This is a genomic window from Nocardiopsis sp. NPDC006198, assembly GCF_040613895.1.
Taxonomy (GTDB): domain Bacteria; phylum Actinomycetota; class Actinomycetes; order Streptosporangiales; family Streptosporangiaceae; genus Nocardiopsis; species Nocardiopsis tropica.
In genome coordinates this window covers 17,131-36,455 of sequence record NZ_JBEXSY010000069.1, presented here as the reverse complement: position 1 = coordinate 36,455, position 19,325 = coordinate 17,131, and the positions used below count along the sequence as shown (strand labels likewise).

At 69.8% G+C, this 19,325-nt stretch carries 16 protein-coding genes and 1 tRNA gene; 11 read left to right on the top strand and 6 right to left on the bottom strand.

The window, feature by feature from the left end; translation table 11 throughout:
* Positions 1 to 355 precede the first annotated feature (355 nt).
* From ABZ234_RS29285 to ABZ234_RS29275, 3 genes are all read left to right on the top strand, one after another.
* Positions 356 to 739 (top strand): DUF2784 domain-containing protein, encoded by a 384-nt coding sequence (locus tag ABZ234_RS29285; protein ID WP_267945756.1) that lies wholly within the window; start codon positions 356 to 358, stop codon positions 737 to 739.
* A 74-nt stretch (positions 740 to 813) separates the two neighbouring features.
* Complete coding sequence (locus ABZ234_RS29280) at positions 814 to 1,713, top strand: prenyltransferase (RefSeq protein ID WP_355014151.1); 900 nt, start codon at positions 814 to 816, stop codon at positions 1,711 to 1,713.
* A gap of 122 nt (positions 1,714 to 1,835) precedes the next feature.
* Positions 1,836 to 3,146: an MFS transporter gene (locus ABZ234_RS29275; RefSeq protein WP_355014150.1), complete on the top strand. Its 1,311-nt coding sequence runs from the start codon at positions 1,836 to 1,838 to the stop codon at positions 3,144 to 3,146.
* 120 nt (positions 3,147 to 3,266) lie between these two features.
* Here ABZ234_RS29275 and ABZ234_RS29270 read toward each other — a convergent pair whose 3' ends face one another.
* The gene (locus tag ABZ234_RS29270; protein WP_267945754.1) at positions 3,267 to 3,974 is read right to left on the bottom strand and encodes a maleylpyruvate isomerase N-terminal domain-containing protein; all 708 of its coding nucleotides are present in this window, start codon (positions 3,972 to 3,974) and stop codon (positions 3,267 to 3,269) included.
* A 168-nt stretch (positions 3,975 to 4,142) separates the two neighbouring features.
* Between ABZ234_RS29270 and pyk the strand changes: the two genes are divergently transcribed.
* Positions 4,143 to 5,576: a pyruvate kinase gene (gene pyk, locus ABZ234_RS29265; protein WP_267945753.1), complete on the top strand. Its 1,434-nt coding sequence runs from the start codon at positions 4,143 to 4,145 to the stop codon at positions 5,574 to 5,576.
* Positions 5,577 to 5,699: 123 nt separating this feature from the next.
* Here the strand turns inward: pyk and ABZ234_RS29260 are convergent, their stop codons facing one another.
* From ABZ234_RS29260 to ABZ234_RS29250, 3 genes are all read right to left on the bottom strand, one after another.
* On the bottom strand, positions 5,700 to 6,659 hold the full coding sequence (locus ABZ234_RS29260; RefSeq protein WP_344181747.1) for a DUF1266 domain-containing protein: 960 nt from the start codon (positions 6,657 to 6,659) through the stop codon (positions 5,700 to 5,702).
* Between the two features lie 209 nt (positions 6,660 to 6,868).
* Positions 6,869 to 7,654, bottom strand: a complete 786-nt coding sequence (locus ABZ234_RS29255; RefSeq protein WP_355014149.1) for a transcriptional regulator — start codon at positions 7,652 to 7,654, stop codon at positions 6,869 to 6,871.
* Between the two features lie 103 nt (positions 7,655 to 7,757).
* Positions 7,758 to 7,840: transfer RNA gene (locus ABZ234_RS29250), tRNA-Leu, on the bottom strand.
* A gap of 144 nt (positions 7,841 to 7,984) precedes the next feature.
* Here ABZ234_RS29250 and ABZ234_RS29245 point away from each other — a divergent pair.
* The 5 genes from ABZ234_RS29245 to ABZ234_RS29225 all read left to right on the top strand — a co-directional run bounded on the left by ABZ234_RS29245 (position 7,985) and on the right by ABZ234_RS29225 (position 13,147).
* Positions 7,985 to 8,548 (top strand): response regulator, encoded by a 564-nt coding sequence (locus tag ABZ234_RS29245; protein ID WP_267950446.1) that lies wholly within the window; start codon positions 7,985 to 7,987, stop codon positions 8,546 to 8,548.
* A 321-nt stretch (positions 8,549 to 8,869) separates the two neighbouring features.
* Entirely contained in the window at positions 8,870 to 10,432 is a 1,563-nt protein-coding gene (locus ABZ234_RS29240) for a branched-chain amino acid ABC transporter permease (protein ID WP_355014148.1), read from the top strand.
* A 12-nt stretch (positions 10,433 to 10,444) separates the two neighbouring features.
* A complete protein-coding gene (locus ABZ234_RS29235) occupies positions 10,445 to 11,434 on the top strand; it encodes a branched-chain amino acid ABC transporter permease (protein WP_267945750.1) in 990 nt (329 codons plus the stop codon).
* Positions 11,424 to 12,293: an ABC transporter ATP-binding protein gene (locus ABZ234_RS29230; RefSeq protein ID WP_267945749.1), complete on the top strand. Its 870-nt coding sequence runs from the start codon at positions 11,424 to 11,426 to the stop codon at positions 12,291 to 12,293. Before ABZ234_RS29235 ends, ABZ234_RS29230 begins: the two co-directional genes overlap by 11 nt.
* Entirely contained in the window at positions 12,290 to 13,147 is an 858-nt protein-coding gene (locus ABZ234_RS29225) for an ABC transporter ATP-binding protein (protein WP_267945748.1), read from the top strand. The genes ABZ234_RS29230 and ABZ234_RS29225 overlap by 4 nt, the downstream gene beginning before the upstream one ends.
* A 372-nt stretch (positions 13,148 to 13,519) precedes the next feature.
* Here ABZ234_RS29225 and ABZ234_RS29220 read toward each other — a convergent pair whose 3' ends face one another.
* Both ABZ234_RS29220 and ABZ234_RS29215 read right to left on the bottom strand, forming a co-directional pair.
* Entirely contained in the window at positions 13,520 to 14,770 is a 1,251-nt protein-coding gene (locus tag ABZ234_RS29220; RefSeq protein ID WP_344181706.1) for an ABC transporter substrate-binding protein, read from the bottom strand.
* Positions 14,771 to 15,245: 475 nt separating this feature from the next.
* The gene (locus ABZ234_RS29215; RefSeq protein WP_267945746.1) at positions 15,246 to 15,674 is read right to left on the bottom strand and encodes a hotdog fold thioesterase; all 429 of its coding nucleotides are present in this window, start codon (positions 15,672 to 15,674) and stop codon (positions 15,246 to 15,248) included.
* 119 nt (positions 15,675 to 15,793) lie between these two features.
* Here ABZ234_RS29215 and polA point away from each other — a divergent pair, with 119 nt between their 5' ends.
* Together polA and arfB are read left to right on the top strand one after the other, a co-directional pair.
* Positions 15,794 to 18,610 (top strand): DNA polymerase I, encoded by a 2,817-nt coding sequence (gene polA, locus ABZ234_RS29210; protein ID WP_355014147.1) that lies wholly within the window; start codon positions 15,794 to 15,796, stop codon positions 18,608 to 18,610.
* Positions 18,611 to 18,669: 59 nt separating this feature from the next.
* Positions 18,670 to 19,119, top strand: coding sequence for an alternative ribosome rescue aminoacyl-tRNA hydrolase ArfB (gene arfB / locus ABZ234_RS29205; protein ID WP_355014146.1), 450 nt, complete (start codon positions 18,670 to 18,672; stop codon positions 19,117 to 19,119).
* Positions 19,120 to 19,325: the final 206 nt, after the last annotated feature.

Below are 19,325 nucleotides of genomic sequence, written 5' to 3'. Positions count from 1 at the left end.
CTGCCGGTGCCTGCCGGTGCCTGCCGGTGCCTGCCGGTGCCTGCCGGTGCCTGCCGGTGCCTGCCGGTGCCTGCCGGTGCCTGCCGGTGCCTGCCGGTGCCTGCCCGTGCAAGGCCGGGCCGCGGGCGGTCACAGGCACCGGGGCCGCGGGCACAGGGCGCACCCGCGCCCCCGGACACCCCCTCCACAGGCCGCACCACCCCCTGGCCCGCCCGGCCCCGCCCGGAGATACTGGGAACAGACGGACCCGACCCGGCGCCCGGGCCTCCCCGCACCCCTCCCACGGAGCCCCGCACCGGGCCGGCCCCTCCGCGGGCCCACAGCGCCCGCGGACACACCAGGGAGGACGACGCCCATGGCCTACCGACTCATCGGCGACACCGCCATGCTCCTCCACCTGCTCTTCCTCGCCTACGTCACCCTCGGCGGATTCCTCGCCTGGCGGTGGCCCCGCACCCTCTGGCCCCACCTCGCCTGCGCCCTCTACGGCCTCGGCGTCACCGTCATCGGATGGCAGTGCCCCCTCACCGCCCTCGAGAACTGGGGACGCGAGAACGCCGGCCAGGCGGGACTCCCCGCCACCGGCTTCATCGACCACTACCTCACCGGCGTCATCTACCCCTCCCAACACCTCCTCACGGTCCAACTCGCCGTCGCCGCCACCATCGCCGCCTCCTGGGCCGGACACCTCATCCACCACCGAAGACGCAAACACCACAAAGCTTCGAACCCCGCGTAAAGAACGCGAATGGATTGTCCCGCGAGCTATTCTCCGCGCCCGACAGCGGACGTACCGTCGAAGACATGACCGTCGTGACCTGGGACTCCTTCCGCACAGCGGAACACTTCACCATGCGCAACGCGCGACTCATCGACCGCCACCGCTTCGCCCACCTCTTCCAGAACGGCCCCACCGAACCCGTCCGCCAAGCACTCACCGCCTACCGCAACCTCGACGGCGGCTACGGCAACGGACTCGACCCCGACCTCCGCGGACACGCCAGCCAACCCGCCGCCGCCCAGATCGCCCTGCGCCACCTCGACGAACTCGGCCCCATCCCCACCACCGTCGGACTCGGCATCTGCCGCTACCTCTCCACCGTCAGCGAACCCGACGGCGGCCTGCCCCCCGTCCTGCCCAACGTCCGCTACAGCGAGGCCGCCCCCTGGTGGCAGCACCGCGACGACTTCACCGCCGACCTCGGCCTCACCGCCCACATCACCGGCTACCTCCACAAACACCACATCAGCCACCCCTGGCGCGACCTCGCCACCGCCTGGTGCTGGAAACGCATCGACGCACTCCACTGGACCGACCCCCACGAAGCCATCGGCATCTGCGCCTTCCTCCAACACGCACCCGACCGCCCCCGAGCCGTCCAGGCCATCAACCGCCTCCACCCCATGATCCGCGCCGGCATCGACGTCAACCCCAAACCCTGCGGACAGCGACACGTCCACACACCGCTCGACCTCGCCGACAACCCCGGCCACATCGCCCGGCCCCTCTTCACCGAAGCCGAGATCAACCGCAACCTCGACTACTTCGAGAACAGCCAACGCCCCGACGGCGGATGGGACGCCGCCTGGGAACACTGGGACACCGCCGCCACCATCGAACGCGAAGGCATGCGCACCATCCAACGCCTGCGCATCCTCCGCGCCTACGGCCGCGTCGCCGCCTTCCTCCCACCACCCCGCCGCGACCGCTGAACACCCGCCCACCGGGCCCGGCCCACCGACCGGGCCCCCACCCGCACCCGAAAACCCCCCGAACACCCGCCGGCCTTCGATAGAGTCACCCGCCGACACCCCACCGGCACCCCCGAAGGCACATGTCCACCAACACACCCCCCGCGCCCGGCCGACCCTCCCCCCGACCCACACCACGCCTCAGCCCGGCCTTCCACCGCTTCTGGGCAGGCAGCCTCTCCAGCAACCTCGCCGACGGCATCATGCTCACGGCCCTGCCCATGCTCGCCGCCGCCCTCACCAACGACCCCCTCGCCGTCGCCGGACTCACCGCGGCCCGCTACCTCCCCTGGCTCCTCTTCGGACTCCTCGCCGGAGCCCTCGTCGACCGCGTCGACCGCGTCAGGGCCATGGTCGCCGCCAACCTCCTCCGCGCCGCCGCCATCACCGCCCTCGCGATCCTCACCGCCACCGGCAACGCCACCGTCACCACCCTCTACATCGTCATGTTCGCCGCCATGACATGCGAGATCGTCTACGACATCGCCGGAAGGGCCATCCTCCCCGCCCTCGCCCGCACCGCACTCGACCGCGCCAACGGACGGCTCGTCGGCGGACGCGAAGTCGCCCAGGAATTCGCCGGCGCACCCCTCGGCGGCTTCCTCTTCGCCATCGCCGCAGCCCTGCCCCTCGCCACCAACGCCGGAGCCTACGCCCTCGGCGCCCTCATCCTCCTCGGACTGCCCCTCACCGCACGCCGAGCCCCCGCACCACCCACCGACCAGCCCGCCACCCCGCCCGCCAACCCCGTCCGCGCCGTCCTCCACGACATCGGACAAGGCCTGCGCCACATCCACACCGACCCGCCCCTACGCGCCCTCATCCTCTTCGGCGCCACCCTCAACCTCGGCGCCGCAGCGGTCACCGCCGTCTTCGTCCTCACCGTCCAGGACCACTACGGCGTCCCCCCGCACCTCTTCGGCGTCTTCCTCGCCACCGCCGCCCTCGGCGCCATCGGCGGCGCACTCCTCGCCGGCAACACCGCACACCGCATCGGCCGCTACCGCGGCATCACCGCCGGATACCTCGCCCAAGCGGCCTTCTGCACCCTCTTCGCCCTCGCCCCCAACGCCCCCACCGCAGCCGCCGCCTGGACCCTCGTCGCCGCCGCCAGCGCCTACGGCACCGTCCTCTCCAGCGGCATCCTCCAGCAGATCGTCCCCGAACACCTCATGGGACGCGTCAGCAGCGCCAAACAGATGCTCGGCTTCGGACTCGCCCCCGCAGGCGCCCTCCTCGGCGGCCTCCTCGCCCGCGCCGACCTCCGGGCCCCCGCCCTCTTCGGCGCAGCCGTCTTCACTGCCGCCACCCTCCTCGCCCTGCGCCACCTGCGCACCGCCACCGCCCGCGCCGACGCCAACGAACAGGCCGCCCGCGCCGACCCCGCCCACTGACACCCGCCCGACCCGCCGCCCCGGGGGGGCGGCGGGCCGGGCGGGGCAGGCCCCAGGCGCGCCCCTCCGGGACGAACAGGCACAACCCCCCAGAACCCGCCCCCGGCACGCCCCCACCGCCTAACCCAACGCCAGGAACCGCACCCCCGCCCCCTCCCACGCACCTCGGGACACACCGCCCCCACGGCCCGTCACCGAACGCACCGCGGCCACCCCCGCCTCACGACCCGACAACGCACCCGGCACCACCTCCTCCACCACCGCCGGATCGGCCTCCCCGAACAACAACCCCCGCACCACGTCCAAAGCCCCACCGCACACCCACGGATCCCGACCCAGCGCGTCCGCCAGGTCCAACCCGTGCAACACCGACTCCACCACCCGCGTCACCAGGAAATCCGACAACAGCATCCGGTCCCCGTGACGCGTCACCACCACCCGGCCCACCGGCTCCGCCGCCAACCGCGCCACCAACGGCGACCACCGCCCCCGCAACAACCGCCCCGACTCACCCGCGTCCGTACGACGCGCCGCCGCCTCCACCGCCGAACCCACCCGATGCGCGTTCACCTCCGCCGAGAACCGCACATCCGGCCGGTAATACTCCCCAGCAGAAACCAACGCCCCTCCCGTCACCGCAGGTTCACCAACCAACATCGGCTCCACCTGCAACATCGCCCTCACCGTGTGCGCCGCCAACGCCGCCACATCCCACGGCGCACACCGCGTCCCCACCACCGCCTCCTCCTCCGACAACCCCCACAACACCGCGTCCAACGAGGCAACCTCCACCGCCAACGCACCCAGCACCACATCACGCGAGAACACCAGAACCTCCCAGAATCGCCACCGTCACAGGCAACCTACAGAAAGCCCCCGCACCACCCACAACCCCGTTCGTGCAACGCCCCCGTTCGTCTTCCCGCAGCCTGAGATACGTCCATTCGCAACCTGGTTTAGACCACTGCATCCCCCAGACGCTCTAAAGTGATAGGCGTGACACGTCGAGCAAAAATCGTCGCGACCCTCGGTCCCGCCACGTCGAGCACGGAAGTCCTCCGCAAGCTCGTCGACGCAGGACTCGACGTCGCCCGTATCAACCTCAGCCACGGAACCCACGACGACCACAGCGCCAGCCTCGCCAACCTGCGCGAAGCCGCTGAGTCGGCCCAACGAGCAGTCGGAGTCCTCGCCGACCTCCAAGGACCCAAGATCCGCGTCGGCACCTTCCCCGACGGACCGGTCGAACTCACCGCCGGAGACGAGTTCACCGTCACCATCGACGACGTCCCCGGCGACGCCACACGCGTCTCCACCACCTACAAGGGACTCCCCGGAGACGTCCGCCCCGGCGACCGCGTCCTCATCGACGACGGCCGCGTCGTCCTCGAATGCACCAAGACCACCAGCACTGACGTCCACACCCGCGTCATCTACGGCGGCACCGTCTCCAACCACAAGGGACTCAACCTCCCCGGCGTCTCCGTCAGCGTCCCCGCCCTCACCGAGAAGGACGAGGCAGACCTCCGCTGGGCCCTCCACCAGGGCGTCGACATGGTCGCCCTCTCCTTCGTCCGCAGCCCCGCGGACGCCGAGGAATGCCACCGCATCATGGACGAGGAGGGCATCACCGTCCCCCTCATCGCCAAGATCGAGAAGCCCCAGGCGGTCGAACGCCTCCAGGACATCATCGAGGTCTTCGACGGAGTCATGGTCGCCCGCGGCGACCTCGGCGTCGAACTCCCCCTCGAGAACGTCCCCATGGTGCAGAAACGCGCCGTCGAACGCTGCCGCGACAAGGCCAAACCGGTCATCGTCGCCACCCAGATGCTCGAATCCATGATCGGATCACCCCGGCCCACCCGCGCCGAGGCCTCCGACGTCGCCAACGCCGTCCTCGACGGCGCCGACGCCGTCATGCTCTCCGGAGAGACCAGCGTCGGCCAGTACCCCATCGAGACCGTCGAGACGATGGCCCGCATCATCAGCGCCGCAGAACAGGAATCCCTGCGCGCCTCGCACATCCTCAACCGGGTACCCGAGACCACCGGCGGAGCCATCGCACGCGCCGCCGCCGAAATCGGCGCCACTATCGGAGCCAAGGCCCTCGTCGCCTTCACCATGTCCGGCGAAACCGCCCGACGCCTGGCCCGCTACCGCTCACCCATCCCGCTCATGGCGTTCACCACCGAGAACTCCACCCGCGGAACCCTCTCCCTCACCTGGGGAGTGGAGACCAACCTGGTGCCCTGGGTCGACAACACCGACGACATGGTCCGCCAGGTCGAAGCCGAACTCCTCCAGCTCGGCGACTACACCAAGGGCGACAAGGTCGTCATCGTGGCCGGCAGCCCGCCCGGAACCACCGGATCCACCAACTCCCTGCGCGTCCACCGCCTCGGCGACGCCGTCGCGCTCGGAACCACGTAGGACCCGGCGCCCGCGACGGGCGCCCGCAAGACGTGCCGCATCAGGTCCGGCCCGGAGGAACGGCGTATGAGCCGCGCCGACCACCGGGTCAGGGCCAGGTGCGGCCGACGTCTTTCCGGAGCCCTACGGCTCCGGGTTGGCCGCCAGCCCGCCCTCGGGAATGACCCGCTCCAACGGCATGTCCCACGGCAGCAGGTTCCACGGACTCCGCACATCCTCGGTGAGCAAACCCAGAGCCGCCCACACCCGGTCCGTCCCCCCGTGGTCCCCCTCCACGCCCTTGTCCCGCCACAGCAGGTACCCCGCGTGGAAAGCCGTCGACAACTGCTGCCACGACGAGTACCGGCGCTGCAGGTCCGAGGCCACCCGCCGCAACAGGGTCTGCGTCTCCACCGGGCTCAGCCAGTCCAGGGTCGCGCCCCCGCACACCAACCGGATCACGTGCACCGACCGCCACCACTGGTACGCCCCGATGATCACCGTCTCGTCGGCCTCGCCGACCCCCGTGACGGCACGCAGCCGGACGACCTGCTCCGGCGTCAGCAGCACGTGCCCGCCCGTCGCCTGGCCGCCCTCGTCCCGGGGGAACCGGGAACGCGCGATCCCGCCCCTCAGGTCCACGACCAGGTCCAGGGTCGGACTCGTGTGCAACTCGTCCAGAAGACCCTCCACGGCCGCCAGGAGCGACTCCCGGTCCGTCACCTGCCACTGGCGCTCCAGCAGCCGCCGGTAGCGGCGGCGCAGCGACGGGCGCGCCACCACGTCCCAGGGTTCGGCGAGCGCCACCCGGAACGGGGCGGCGACGGCGGCCGCCCAGCGCTCCGTGCTCAGCGGCGCGTCCGGGTCCTTGGTGCGCACGGCGGGGGACTCACGGGCGCCGATGACCAGCTCTGCGAAGGAGCCGGCGACGAGCGCAGCCGCGGGGAGGAACGACCAACCCGCCTGGCCCACGGCCACGAGAAGGACGACGAGCAGGGCGAACGGGGTCAGCAACCAGGGCTGGCGGCGTCGGGAGCCCCAGGCCACCACGACCCAGGCGCCGATTACCAGTGCGCCGACGATTCCGGCCACCGCGGTCAGCACCTGCTGCTCCTCTCCTGAGAACTCGTCCGTGATCTTCAAGGATCAGGGACACGCGGTCGCCGGGGCGACCGAACCCACGGGTTGTACTCAGGTTGTGGCCGTGATGTGACCGGTTCGGCCCGCCTTGCCCGGGGATAAAGTGACAAAAGGCCCATTTGTGGTCGAACTGGCTGGGTAGTTACGCAGGTTCTGGCCCCGCTGACCGCTCCTCAGTACTTGGGCCCCACGAACTCGTCCATCCGCGCCACGGCCGCCCGCTTCGACACCGACACGATGAACGCATCCCGGTTCGGGAGCTTCACCTCCACCCGGCGCCTCCATGAGATGCCGAGCCGGTCGAGGGCATGGATAAGAAGGTTGCTGATGTCCTGTGACGTGTTGGAGAAGAAATAGCGCGGGTACTCGTAGTACTTCCATCCGCCGTCTGTCTTCTTGCGCACACGGTTGGACACGCGGCAGCCGTCGGAGTGGATCAGCCCTCGGATGAACCGTTCGGGATGCTCGTCGACGGCCTCCTGCTGCCAGGGTTCGAGGATGATCGGTCGTGAGTGCTTCATCCCCTTGCCGTTCTGCGGGAAGATGCAGCGCCAGTGCTTCGAGGTGCCCTTGACTTCTGTGCACCCCTTGCGTCGCACCTGGAAGACGCTCACGGGGAAGACCTTGGGTATGGCCTGCGTGCACTCCTCGATCAGGCCCGGCCATGTGTCGCAACAGGCGATCGACAGGTAGTCGACCCCGTTGCGGATACGTCCGATGTACCCGTCTCCCAAATAGAGGCCGAGCAGGTAGACGTAGGCTGCGGGGTCCAGAGCACCTGTCCCGCAGACAGGGCAGTAAGCGGTCCGGTCGGCTTCTGTCTGTGGGGATCGCCGGGTGCCGTAGCGCCAGTGCCTGAGCGCCTGGACGGAGACGCCGCACTGTTCCGCGATGGCGCGGTCGGTCAGGCCGAGGGCCTTGAGGCGAAAAGTCTCTTCAACGATGTCGCGTGAGTACATAGAGTGAAGGTTCGCTCACGCCTGTGACATTTTTCCTTGTCGCGGGTCACGAAGGACATACAAGAAGAGCCGCCCTGGGGCGGCTCGTCGCGATGGTTGTGGGTGCCGGAAGTGGGATTCGAACCCACACACTCTTGCGAGCGGGGGCTTTTGAGGCCCCTATGTCTACCATTCCATCATTCCGGCTGGTATGTCCGGTTTGCTCCGGGGTGTCGAGGGGGCGGCCCCGGCCAACGGTGGTGTCACGATTGGCGCGCATTGCCGGTCCCGACGCTCAGCATCCTAGCGGATCTCTGTAACCTCATGTACGTGACGAGGACGCAGAGCCGTGTGGTGATCGCGGAAGACGAGGCCCTGATCCGCCTGGACCTCAAGGAGATGCTGGAAGAGGACGGTTACGCCGTCGTCGGCGAGGCCGGGGACGGGGAGACCGCTATCCGGCTTGCCCGGGAGCTCAAGCCCGACCTGGTGATCACCGACATCAAGATGCCGGTGCTCGACGGCCTCTCGGCCGCCGAGCGCATCGCCGGTGAGCGCATCGCGCCGGTCGTCATCCTGACCGCCTTCTCCCAGCGAGAGCTGGTGGAACGCGCGCGGGACGCCGGGGCCATGGCCTATCTGGTCAAGCCGTTCAACAAGTCGGACCTCGTGCCGGCCATCGAGATGGCCACCTCCCGCTACGCCGAACTGGCGGCGCTGGAGTCGGAGGTCGGCAACCTCCAGGACCGTCTCGAGACCCGCAAGCTGGTCGAGCAGGCCAAGGGGCTTCTCCAGGGCCGTCACGGGATGAGTGAGCCCGAGGCGTTCCGGTGGATCCAGAAGAACTCGATGGACCGGAGACTGACCATGAGGAAGGTCGCCGAGACGGTCGTCGAGACCCTCGGGGGACAGTAGGCCGACCGGGCCGACCCCCGCGACCCTGAACCGGGGCCGCACCCGACCGGGTGCGGCCCCGTTGTCGTGTCCGGGGGAGGGAGGGTGAGGGACGGTGTGCCGGGGGTGACGAAAACTAGACGAATGGCCACCGTCAACGGGCGATGGATACCATTTTGATCTCGTTTGCGCACAATGGGGTGACGGTTGGGTCACGTGGCTTTAGCTCTGCTGAATGACCAGGCTAAACCGGGCTAAACTCGCCGCACCGAACAGTAAAGGACAAGCGGTGTCGAATGCTCGCATTTGGTGCCGTCACCCTCAGATGCGCAAGGAGCGCGCGTGCGCACACGTCTCGTGACCGTGTTGCTCGCCCTGATCACCGCCATCCTGGTGATCCCCGGGCCAGTGGCAGCGGCAGACGAACAGGGCGGTGAAGCGCTGCACGGTCAGATCCTCAACCCGGAGAACCGGGATCAAGGTGTCGAAGGCATCGGGATCACGGTCTACGACGGTGAGGACGAGATCGGGGCGGCGGAGACCGACTCTGATGGAATGTGGGAAGTGGAGCTGCCCGAACCGGGCACCTACCGCGTAGTGGTGGACCAGGAGTCCGTCCCCAGCGAGTACGTCGTACGAGAGGGCATCATCGTCGACGGCGAGACCGAGGTCGAGGTCGAGGCCGACGACCGGCGTCCCCTCATCGTGGCCCTGGAGGGCGCGGGCGCCGCGGAGGGCGGTGACGCCTCGGAGTCCCCCTCGGAGGACGCGGCGGACGACTCCGGCGGCGAGGCCGGGGGAGAGGACGGGGCGGTCACGCCGACGACGGGCGGCGGCAGTTCCTTCGGAGCCCAGTTCCTGCAGCTGACCGTGTCGGGGATCCTCTTCGGCCTGGTGATCGCGATCTCCGCGATCGGTCTGTCGTTGATCTTCGGTACGACGAAGATGATCAACTTCGCCCACGGTGACATGGTGACCTTCGGTGCGATGGTCGCGCTGTTGTTCAGCACGGGCGCCGCGGGGTTGGGCAATTCCCTGTTGGCGATCTTCGCGGGTATCGGGATCGCGGTCCTGATCGGCGGGTTGCTGGAGGCGAGGCTTCCGCGGACGACGCTGATCGTGGCCCAGTGGGTGGCGATCTTCGGCGGTATCGCGCTGGCGACGACGCTGGGGGTGATGGGCGACTCGATCGACTGGCAGGTGCCGCTGTGGTTGGCCGCCGCGATCGCGGTGGTCATGGGCGCGGTGCTGGGCGGGACGATGGAGCGCTACATCTGGCGTCCGCTGCGGCACCGCAATGTGGCGTTGATCCAGATGTTCATCGTGTCGATCGGTCTGGCGCTGATCCTGCGCCACGTGATCCTGGTGATCTTCGGTGCGGGCCGCAACCGCTATGCGGGTTACCAGATCCAGGAGCTGGTCCAGCTGGGTCCGGTGGCGATGGCGCCGCGTGACCTGGTGATCATGGGTGTGGCGGTCGCGGTGCTGGTGGCCGTGGCGTGTCTGTTGCAGTTCACTCGGATCGGCAAGGCGATGCGGGCGGTGTCGGACAACCGTGACCTGGCGGAGTCGTCGGGTATCGACGTGGACCGGGTGACCCTGTACGTGTGGGGTCTCGGCGGCGGTCTGGCGGCTCTGGGCGGCGTGCTCTACGGGCTGAACCAGGTGGTCGAGTACGAGATGGGCTTCCGCCTGCTGTTGCTGATGTTCGCGGCGGTCATCCTGGGCGGTCTCGGCACGGCGTACGGCGCGATGGTCGGCGGTCTGGCCGTCGGCCTGGTGGCGATGCTGTCCACCCTGTGGTTCCCGTCCCAGCTCATGCAAGCGTGGGCACTGGCCCTGATGATCCTCATGCTGCTGGTCAGGCCCCAAGGCCTGCTCGGTCGGCGCGAGCGGGTCGGCTAGGAGAGGTAGACGATGGACATCCTTTCGATCCTCGCCGAATCAACCCGTTCGGCGTTCGGTCCGATCGCGGCGATCTATGCGCTCGCCGCCATCGGTCTCAATATTCATTTCGGTTACACGGGCCTGCTGAACTTCGGTCAGGTCGGTTTCATGCTGGTGGGCGCGTACGGCGTCGGGATCAGTGTGGCGGTGTTCGATCTGCCGCTGGCCGCCGGTTTCGGTGTGGGCCTGTTGTGTGCGTTGGTGTTGGCGCTGCTGCTGGGTATTCCGACGCTGAGGTTGCGGGCGGACTACCTGTCGATCACGACGATCGCGGCGGCGGAGGTGATCCGTCTGGTGTACCGGGCGGGTTTCGCGGAGCCGTTGACCGGTGGCGCCTTCGGTCTTCAGAACCTGTCGGCGGACTTCCGGACGCTGAACCCGTTCGACGCGGGTGAGCGGTACGGGTTCGGTCTGCTGGCCTACAACGGCAACCACTTGTGGGTCCTGGTGGTGACGTGGGGCCTGGTGGCTGTGATGGCCGGTCTGACGTGGTTGTTGATGCACAGTCCGTGGGGCCGTGTGATCAAGGGCATCAGGGAGGACGAGGACGCGGTCCGCAGCCTGGGCAAGAACGTGTTCGCGTACAAGATGCAGGCGCTGGTGCTGGGTGGTCTGATCGGTTCGCTGGCGGGTTGCATGCTGGCGGTGTACCAGGCGTCGATCCAGCCGGACCAGTTCAAGCCGCAGGTGACGTTCTTCCTGTGGGTGATCCTGCTGTTGGGCGGTGCCGGGCGGGTGTTCGGTCCGGTGCTGGGCGCGATGGCGTTCTGGTTCCTGATGACGTTCACCGACGGTGTGCTGCAGGGCATGGGCGCCCTGGGCTGGCTGCCGTTCCTGGACGGTCCGGACTACGGTGCGATCCAGCTGGCGTTCGCCGGGTTGATGCTGGTGGTGCTGATCGTGTTCCGGCCGCAGGGTCTCATCGGCGACCGTAAGGAGATGTTGGTCAATGTCAAGTGACGAGGCGAACGTCGGCGCGGGTGTCGACCGGATGGTCGGCGCGGAGCCGGTTCCGGGTTCGGCGAAGTCGGATCCCATCCTGGTGGCGGACGGTGTGCGCCGGTCGTTCGGCGGTCTGACCGCTGTGGACGTGGAGCACGTGGAGGTGCAGCGGGGGACGATCACGGCGTTGATCGGTCCGAACGGCGCGGGTAAGTCGACGCTGTTCAACCTGTTGACCGGTTTCGACCGGGTGGACAGGGGTCGGTGGACGTTCGAGGGCCGGGCGATCAACGGCAAGCGCGGCCACCAGGTGGCGCGTGCGGGGATGGTGCGGACGTTCCAGCTGACCAAGGCCCTGACCCGTATGACGGTGTTGGACAACATGCTGTTGGGTGCGCCGGGTCAGTTCGGGGAGCGGATGGCGGGTGCGTTCCTGCGTCCTGTGTGGCAGAGGCAGGAGCGGGAGAACACGGCGCGTGCGCTGGTCCTGCTGGAGCGTTTCAAGCTCATCGACAAGCGTGACGACATGGCCGGCTCCCTGTCGGGCGGTCAGCGCAAGCTGTTGGAGATGGCGCGTTCGCTGATGACGGATCCGAGCATGATCATGCTGGACGAGCCGATGGCGGGTGTGAACCCGGCGCTGGTGCAGTCGTTGCTGGGGCACATCACGGCGTTGCGCGACGAGGGCAAGACCGTGTTGTTCGTCGAGCACGACATGGACGTGATCATGGGTATCAGCGACTGGATCGTGGTGCTCGCGCAGGGGCGGGTGATCGCCGAGGGCCGTCCCTCGGACATCCGTGCCGACCAGCAGGTGATCGACGCCTACCTGGGTGCCCAGGAGGAGACGGTCGAGACCCAGGGGAGTGGCGAATGACGGGGAAGGGCGGCCCGGGTCCGGGTCCGGACGGGGTTCCGGCGGAGGCCGAGGACGCGGCTGTGGTCCAGGAGCACCGTGAGGAGGTCCTGGAGCAGGCGAGGGCCGAGGCCGTGGAGGTGGGCGGTCCGGAGGACTACCTGCTGTTGGCGCGGGACCTGGTGGCGGGTTATGTGCCGGGGGTGAACATCCTGAACGGGTGCACCCTGACTCTCACCGAGGGTGAGGTCGTGGCGATCATCGGTCCGAACGGTGCGGGCAAGTCGACGCTGATCAAGACGATCTTCGGGCTGATCCCGGTGCGCGAGGGCGGTCTGACGCTGCGGGGCGCGAGTATCGCGGGTCTGCCGGCGCACAGCCTGGTGGAGCGCGGTGTGGGGTACGTGCCGCAGACGCAGAACGTGTTCCCGTCGTTGAGCATCGAGGAGAACTTGCAGATGGGGGCGTATCTGCGGCCCCGTTCGTTCGCGGAGAGGTTCGGGGTGGTGGCGGACCTGTTCCCGTTGTTGGGGGAGCGGCGCAAGGCCAAGGCGGGTTCGCTGTCGGGTGGTGAGCGCCAGATGGTGGCGATGGGTCGTGCGTTGATGATGAATCCGTCGGTGCTGCTGCTGGACGAGCCGACGGCGGGTCTGTCCCCGATCTATCAGGAGGAGGTGTTCCAGCGGGTCAAGGAGGTCAACGAGACGGGTGTCTCGGTGGTCATGGTGGAGCAGAATGCCCGCCGGTGCCTCCAGATCTGTGATCGGGGCTATGTCCTGGACCAGGGCCGCAACGCGTACACGGGTTCGGGTGGGGATCTGTTGAACGATCCGAACGTGATCGAGTTGTACCTGGGGACGCTCGCGAAGGGCTGACCGGGTGTGCGGAGGGGCGGGGCCTGCGGGCTCCGCCCTTTCGTCGTGTGCGGGGGCCGTGGCCTTCCCGGCGGCCTGTGGGGCCGCGTTCGCCGTGTGCGGGGCCGTCTGTGCGGTGGGGCGGTGTGTGGCCCCGGCGGCGGGGGCGCGGCGCGGTCTGTGGCCGGGCGGTGTGCCGCCCGGGGGCCCGCTCCGGGAGGTCCGGGCCGGTGCGGCTGTGCGGTCCTGGGGCCGCGCCGGGGTGTGGGTTCGGCGGGTGTCCCGGCGGGGCGCCCCTGGAACACGGGAGAGGCGCCCCGGGTGTTCCCGGGGCGCCTCGGTGGTGCCGGTGTTCTGGGGGCGGGTCACCGCGGGGTGGCCGCCCGGCGGGGGTTATCCGTCGACGGAGTGCTCCTCGTAGGCGAGGATCTCGTGGCCGTCGTCCCCGAAGTGGAAGATCTCGAAGGTGGCGGCGGTCGGGTCGCCGTTGTCGTCGAAGTCGATGTTGCCGCTGACGCCCTGGTAGTTGATCTCCTCACCGTCGGCGAGGAGGTCGCGGCACTCGGCGAAGCTGCCGCACTCGGTGCCCTCGGGGCGGCTGATGTTGGGCAGCTCGGCGACGTAGTCGCTGGGGGCCACGCTGTCGGCGGCCTCGGCGGCCAGGGCGATGGCGGTGACGCAGTCGTAGACCTGGGGGGCGAACTGGAAGACGTCGAGTTCCTCGTTGAACGAGGTGAGGCCCTCGGTGAACTCGGGGTTGTCGGCGCTGGGGGCCACACCGGTGATGCCGTTGACGCTGTCGGGGTCGTCGGCGTTGACGGTCTCGCCGAGGGCGGCGTCGTTGAGGCCGTCGGTGATGAACAGCTGGTCGCCCGCGACGCCGGACTCCAGGAGCTGGGCGATGACCTGCGCGCCCTCCTCGAAGGCGATGAGCGCGACGGCGTCGGGCTCGTCGCCGCTGACGGCGTTGACGACGGAGTCGAAGGTGGTGGCCTCGGGGTCGTAGGTCTCGTTGACGGTGACCTGGGCGCCGAGGCTCTCCAGTTCGGCCTGGAGGCCGTCGGCGTAGCCGCGGCCGTAGTCGTCGCCGCGGGAGACGATGGCGACGTTCTGGTGGCCGGCGTCGGCGATGGTGCGGGCCATCACGATGGAGGAGAGGGCGTCGCTGGGGGCGGTGCGGAAGTAGTATCCGCCGTCCTCGATCTCGCTGAGCTCGGCGGCGGTGTTGGAGCCGGAGCACTGGACGATCTCGGCACCGGTGATGGTGTCGTAGGTGGCCTGGGTCATGCCGGAGGCGGCGGCGCCGATGACGGCGTTGACCTCGTCGGCGACGAGGGCGTTGGCGGCCTCGTTGGCCTGGGCGTTGTCGCCGGCCTCGTCGGCCTCGACGATGTCGGGGACCTCGGTGCCGAGGATGCCGCCGGCGTCGTTGATCTCCTGGACGGCGTACTGCGCCGCGGTGATCTGGGGCGGGCCGAGGAAGGCGAGGCTGCCGGTCTGCGGGTAGAGGACGCCGAAGGTGAACTCCTCGCCGCCGCCGGCGTCGCCCCCGCCGCCCTCTCCGCCGTCGCTGCCACACGCGGTCAGCCCGAGTACCAGGGCCGCGGTTGCGGCAGTCAGGCCCAGGACCTTCTTGCTTGCCATGATCGTGGTCACTCCGTTCAACCGGCGAAGCACGCGTTGCGTGTCGCAGCGGTGCCGTTGTTGCGTGTGCGCCCTGATGCCCGCGGTGTGTGGCATGACTTAATCAGGAGCGTTAGCGGAGCTTAATCATGGATCTTCTACCTCGGAAAGAACATTTCGGGCGTTGGTGCCGACTCGCCGTCATGCTGTTATGGCTCTGTAGTCATCACTGGGATCCCGGTGCTTCCGGTTGGACGGTTGCGAGCTCTGCGCACACGGGGGAAAGCATTCTGTCGCGATGACCAGGCATGACGAAGCCCGACCGTCAAGTGTTGAGGTCGGGCCGGGGAAAGACGGGAAAGCGCCGGGCGGCGGTCCGAAGTGGTCCTTACCGAATAAGGGAAAACCCTTGGCCGTTATTGCGCCGCGGTCGTGCGGGAGCCCTTGCGGCCGGTCCGCGGCGGTCCCTCCTCCCCGAGGCCCGCGCGCGTGTGCCCTACGCCTCGGGCGCGTCGCGGAGCATGCACGTGAGCCGCGAGGTGCACACCTTGCGGCCCCGGTCGTCGGTGATGGTGATGTCCCACGTGGCCAGGGTGCGGCCCAGGTGCACCGGGGTGGCCACGCCGGTCACGTGCCCCGAGGTCGCCGAGCGGTGGTGCGTCGCGTTGATCTCGATGCCCACGGCGATGCGGCCGAACTGGTGGGCGTGGACGGTGGAGCCGATGGAGCCCAGGGTCTCGGCGAGGACGCAGGAGGCGCCGCCGTGGAGAAGCCCGAACGGCTGGACGTTGCCCTCCACCGGCATGCGGCCCACCACGCGCTCGGCGGAGGCCTCGGTGACCTCGATGCCCATGGTCTCGCCCAGGCCGCCCGCGAGGGCGCCGGTGTCGAGCATGCGGCGCAGCGCCTCGGAGTCCGTCGTCATGATGTGTGCCTTCCGATTCGGTGGAAACGAGCCCGGGCCGGGTGAAAACGCCCGGTGCGGGGCCGGGGTCCTCGCGGGGGTGGCCGCGAAGTGTCCGCTCCGCATCCTAGGATTCGTCTGTGGTGACGAATCGAGAGACCCCCGACCAGACATCCCAGGCCGGCGCCGGGGCGGGCAGTGCCGCCCCCGCGGACGGCGGTGGGCGCCCGCGCCTTCTCCTCCTCGACGGCCACTCGATGGCCTTCCGGGCGTTCTTCGCGCTGCCCGTGGACAAGTTCGGCACGAGTACCGGGCAGTCGACCAACGCCGTCTACGGTTTCGCGTCGATGCTGGTCAAGCTGTTGCGTGACGAGGAGCCCACGCACGTGGCGGTGGCGTGGGACCTGTCGGGCCCGACGTTTCGCCACGAGGAGTACGAGGAGTACAAGGGGGGCCGTTCCGAGACCCCGCCGGAGTTCCCCTCCCAGGTGCCCCTCACCCAGGACCTGATGCGGCTGATCGGTGTGGCCAACCTGTCGGCGCCGGGCTTCGAGGCCGACGACGTCATCGCCACCCTGGCCCGCCAGGGCTGCGAGGCCGGGATGGAGGTGCTCATCGCCTCCGGCGACCGGGACGCCTTCCAGCTGGTCACCGACTCCTGCACGGTCCTGTACCCGGGGAAGAGCCTGTCCGACCTGCGGCGGATGGACCCGGCGGCGGTCGAGGAGAAGTACGCGGTCCCCCCGGAGCGCTACCGCGACCTGGCCGCGCTGGTGGGTGAGAAGGCCGACAACCTGCCGGGCGTGCCCGGGGTGGGCCCCAAGACGGCCGCCAAGTGGATCGCCAAGTACGGGTCCCTGGACGAGCTGATCGCCCACGCGGACGAGATCGGCGGCAAGGCCGGGCAGAACTTCCGAGACCACATGGACGACGTCCTGCGCAACCAGCGCCTCAACCTGCTGGCCACGGACGTGGAGCTGGGCGCCGACGTGGCCTCGCTGGTGCTGGGCGAGGCGGACAGGGCCGGGGTCGACGCGCTCTTCGACAACCTGGAGTTCGCCTCCAACCTGCGCGAGCGCCTGTACGCGGTCCTGAAGACGGACGGGGACGGCGGCGCCGGGGAGGGCGCGGCCCCGGCGGCCGAGGGGTTCGCGGTGGACCTGACGGTGGCCGGCACCGGGGAGCTGGCGGCGTGGCTGCGCGAGCACGCCGCGGCCGACACCCCGGAGAGCGACACCCTCACGCCGCAGGCGCCGGCGGGGCTCGCGCTGGACGCGGTCTGGGGGCAGGGGTCGGGCCGGGTGGACGCGCTGGCGATCAGCGTGCCGGCCGGCGCGGCGGTGTTCGTCGATCCGACGCTGCTGGACCCCGCCGACACCGAGGCGCTGGCGGGGTTCCTGGCCGACCCCGGCCGGCCCAAGGTGGTGCACGAGTACAAGGGCGCCCTGCTGGCGCTGGGCGCGCACGGGTGGTCGCTGGGCGGGGTGGTGAGCGACACGGCCCTGGCCGCGTACCTGGTGCAGCCGGGGCAGCGCCGGTTCGACCTGGCGGACCTGTGCCGCAGGTACCTGGGCCGGGAGCTGGAGGAGGACACGTCGGGGGACCAGCTGTCGCTGGACCTGGGCGAGGGCGGCGACGCGGGCTCGGGCCGCCAGCACCTGCTGGCGGTGCGGGCGGCCGCGACCCGCGACCTGGCGGGCGTGCTGACGGCGGAGCTGGACAAGCGGGGCGGGACGCACCTGCTGGCCGACGTGGAGCTGCCGCTGGTGGACGTGCTGGCGCGGATGGAGCGGGCGGGCATCGCCGCCGACCGCGAGTACCTGGAGGAGCTCCAGGAGGAGTTCGCCTCGGCGGCCCGGGGCGCGGTGGAGAAGGCGCACGAGGTGGTCGGCCGGGAGTTCAACCTGGGGTCGCCCAAGCAGCTCCAGCAGGTCCTGTTCGAGGACCTGGGCCTGCCCCGGACGAAGAAGATCAAGACGGGGTACACGACCGACGCGGACGCGCTGGCGTGGCTGGCGGCGCAGAGCGACCACGAGCTGCCGGGGGTGCTGCTGCACCACCGCGACCAGACGAAGCTGAAGACGACGGTCGAGGGCCTGATCAAGACGATCGCCGACGACGAGCGCATCCACACCACGTTCAACCAGACGGTGGCGGCGACCGGGCGGCTCAGCTCGACGGAGCCGAACCTGCAGAACATCCCGGTGCGCACGGACGTGGGCCGGCGCATCCGGCGGGCGTTCGTGGTGGGCGAGGGGTTCGACGAGCTGCTGACGGCGGACTACAGCCAGATCGAGCTGCGCATCATGGCGCACCTGTCGGGCGAGCAGGCGCTCATCGACGCGTTCAACAGCGGTTACGACTTCCACGCCCAGATGGCCGCGCAGGTGTTCGGGGTGCCGGTCGGGGAGGTCGACGGCGAGGCGCGGTCGCGGATCAAGGCGATGAGCTACGGCCTGGCCTACGGGTTGAGCGCCTACGGCCTGTCCCAGCAGCTGGGGATCACGCCGGAGGAGTCCAAGCGGTTGATGGAGGACTACTTCGCGGAGTTCGGCGGGGTGCGCGACTACCTGAACGCCGTGGTGGAGGAGGCGCGCCGGGTCGGGTACACGGAGACGATCCTGGGGCGGCGCCGCTACCTGCCGGACCTGACGAGCGACAACCGGCAGCGGCGCGAGATGGCGGAGCGGATGGCGCTCAACGCCCCGATCCAGGGGTCGGCGGCGGACATCATCAAGGTGGCGATGCTGCAGGTGGACGCGGCGATCACCGCTCGGGGGCTGTCCTCGCGGGTACTGCTCCAGGTGCACGACGAGCTCGTGGTGGAGGTCGCCCCGGGGGAGCGAGAGGAGGTCGAAAACCTCGTGACGCACGAGATGAACTCGGCCTATGCTCTGCGTGTCCCGCTGGGCGTCTCGGTCGGCAGCGGGCAGAACTGGCACGACGCCGCGCACTGAGCGGGGCGCCGGCGGCCCCGGTCCCGGGGCCGCCGCGAGGGACGCGGGAGGCGGGAACGGTGGCGGCGCGCGGTGGGGCCGGAGACGGGGGCGGGTTGACCGTGGGTTCGGTCACGGTTCCCGCCGACGCCCTGGTGTGGAGGTTCTCGCGGTCCTCGGGGCCGGGCGGGCAGCACGTCAACACCTCCGACACGCGTGTGTCGCTGTCCCTGGACGTGGCGGGGTGCGGGCCCCTGGGCGAGGTACGGCGCCGGCGGGCGCTGGAGCGCCTGCGGGGGCGGCTGGTGGACGGGGTGCTGACGGTGACGGTGCAGACGCACCGGTCGCAGGTCCGCAACCGGGCCGAGGCGCGGGAGCGGATGGAGTCGCTCCTGGCCGAGGCGACGGCTCCGCCGGCGCGGGGGCGGCGGGCGACCCGGCCGGGGCGCCGGGCCGAGCAGCGTCGCCTCGATGCCAAGCGGCGCCGCGGTGACGTCAAACGGTCACGCTCTCGTCCTCCTTTGGACTGACCGGAACCGGGGCCCGTAATTTTTTTCCCGGGGGTGCGGGAGGCGGTCCGCGGGTGTCCGCACAGCTCCCCGCGGGGCGCCGTGCGCCCGTGCGGACGTGGGTGTACCGTCCAGTTGATCTTGACCGCCATGCTCGGGTAAGTTGCGGCCATTGTGCCCTTCGTCGGGTTGGCGGCCCCGGGTTCCGATTGACCAGGACGCCCTTG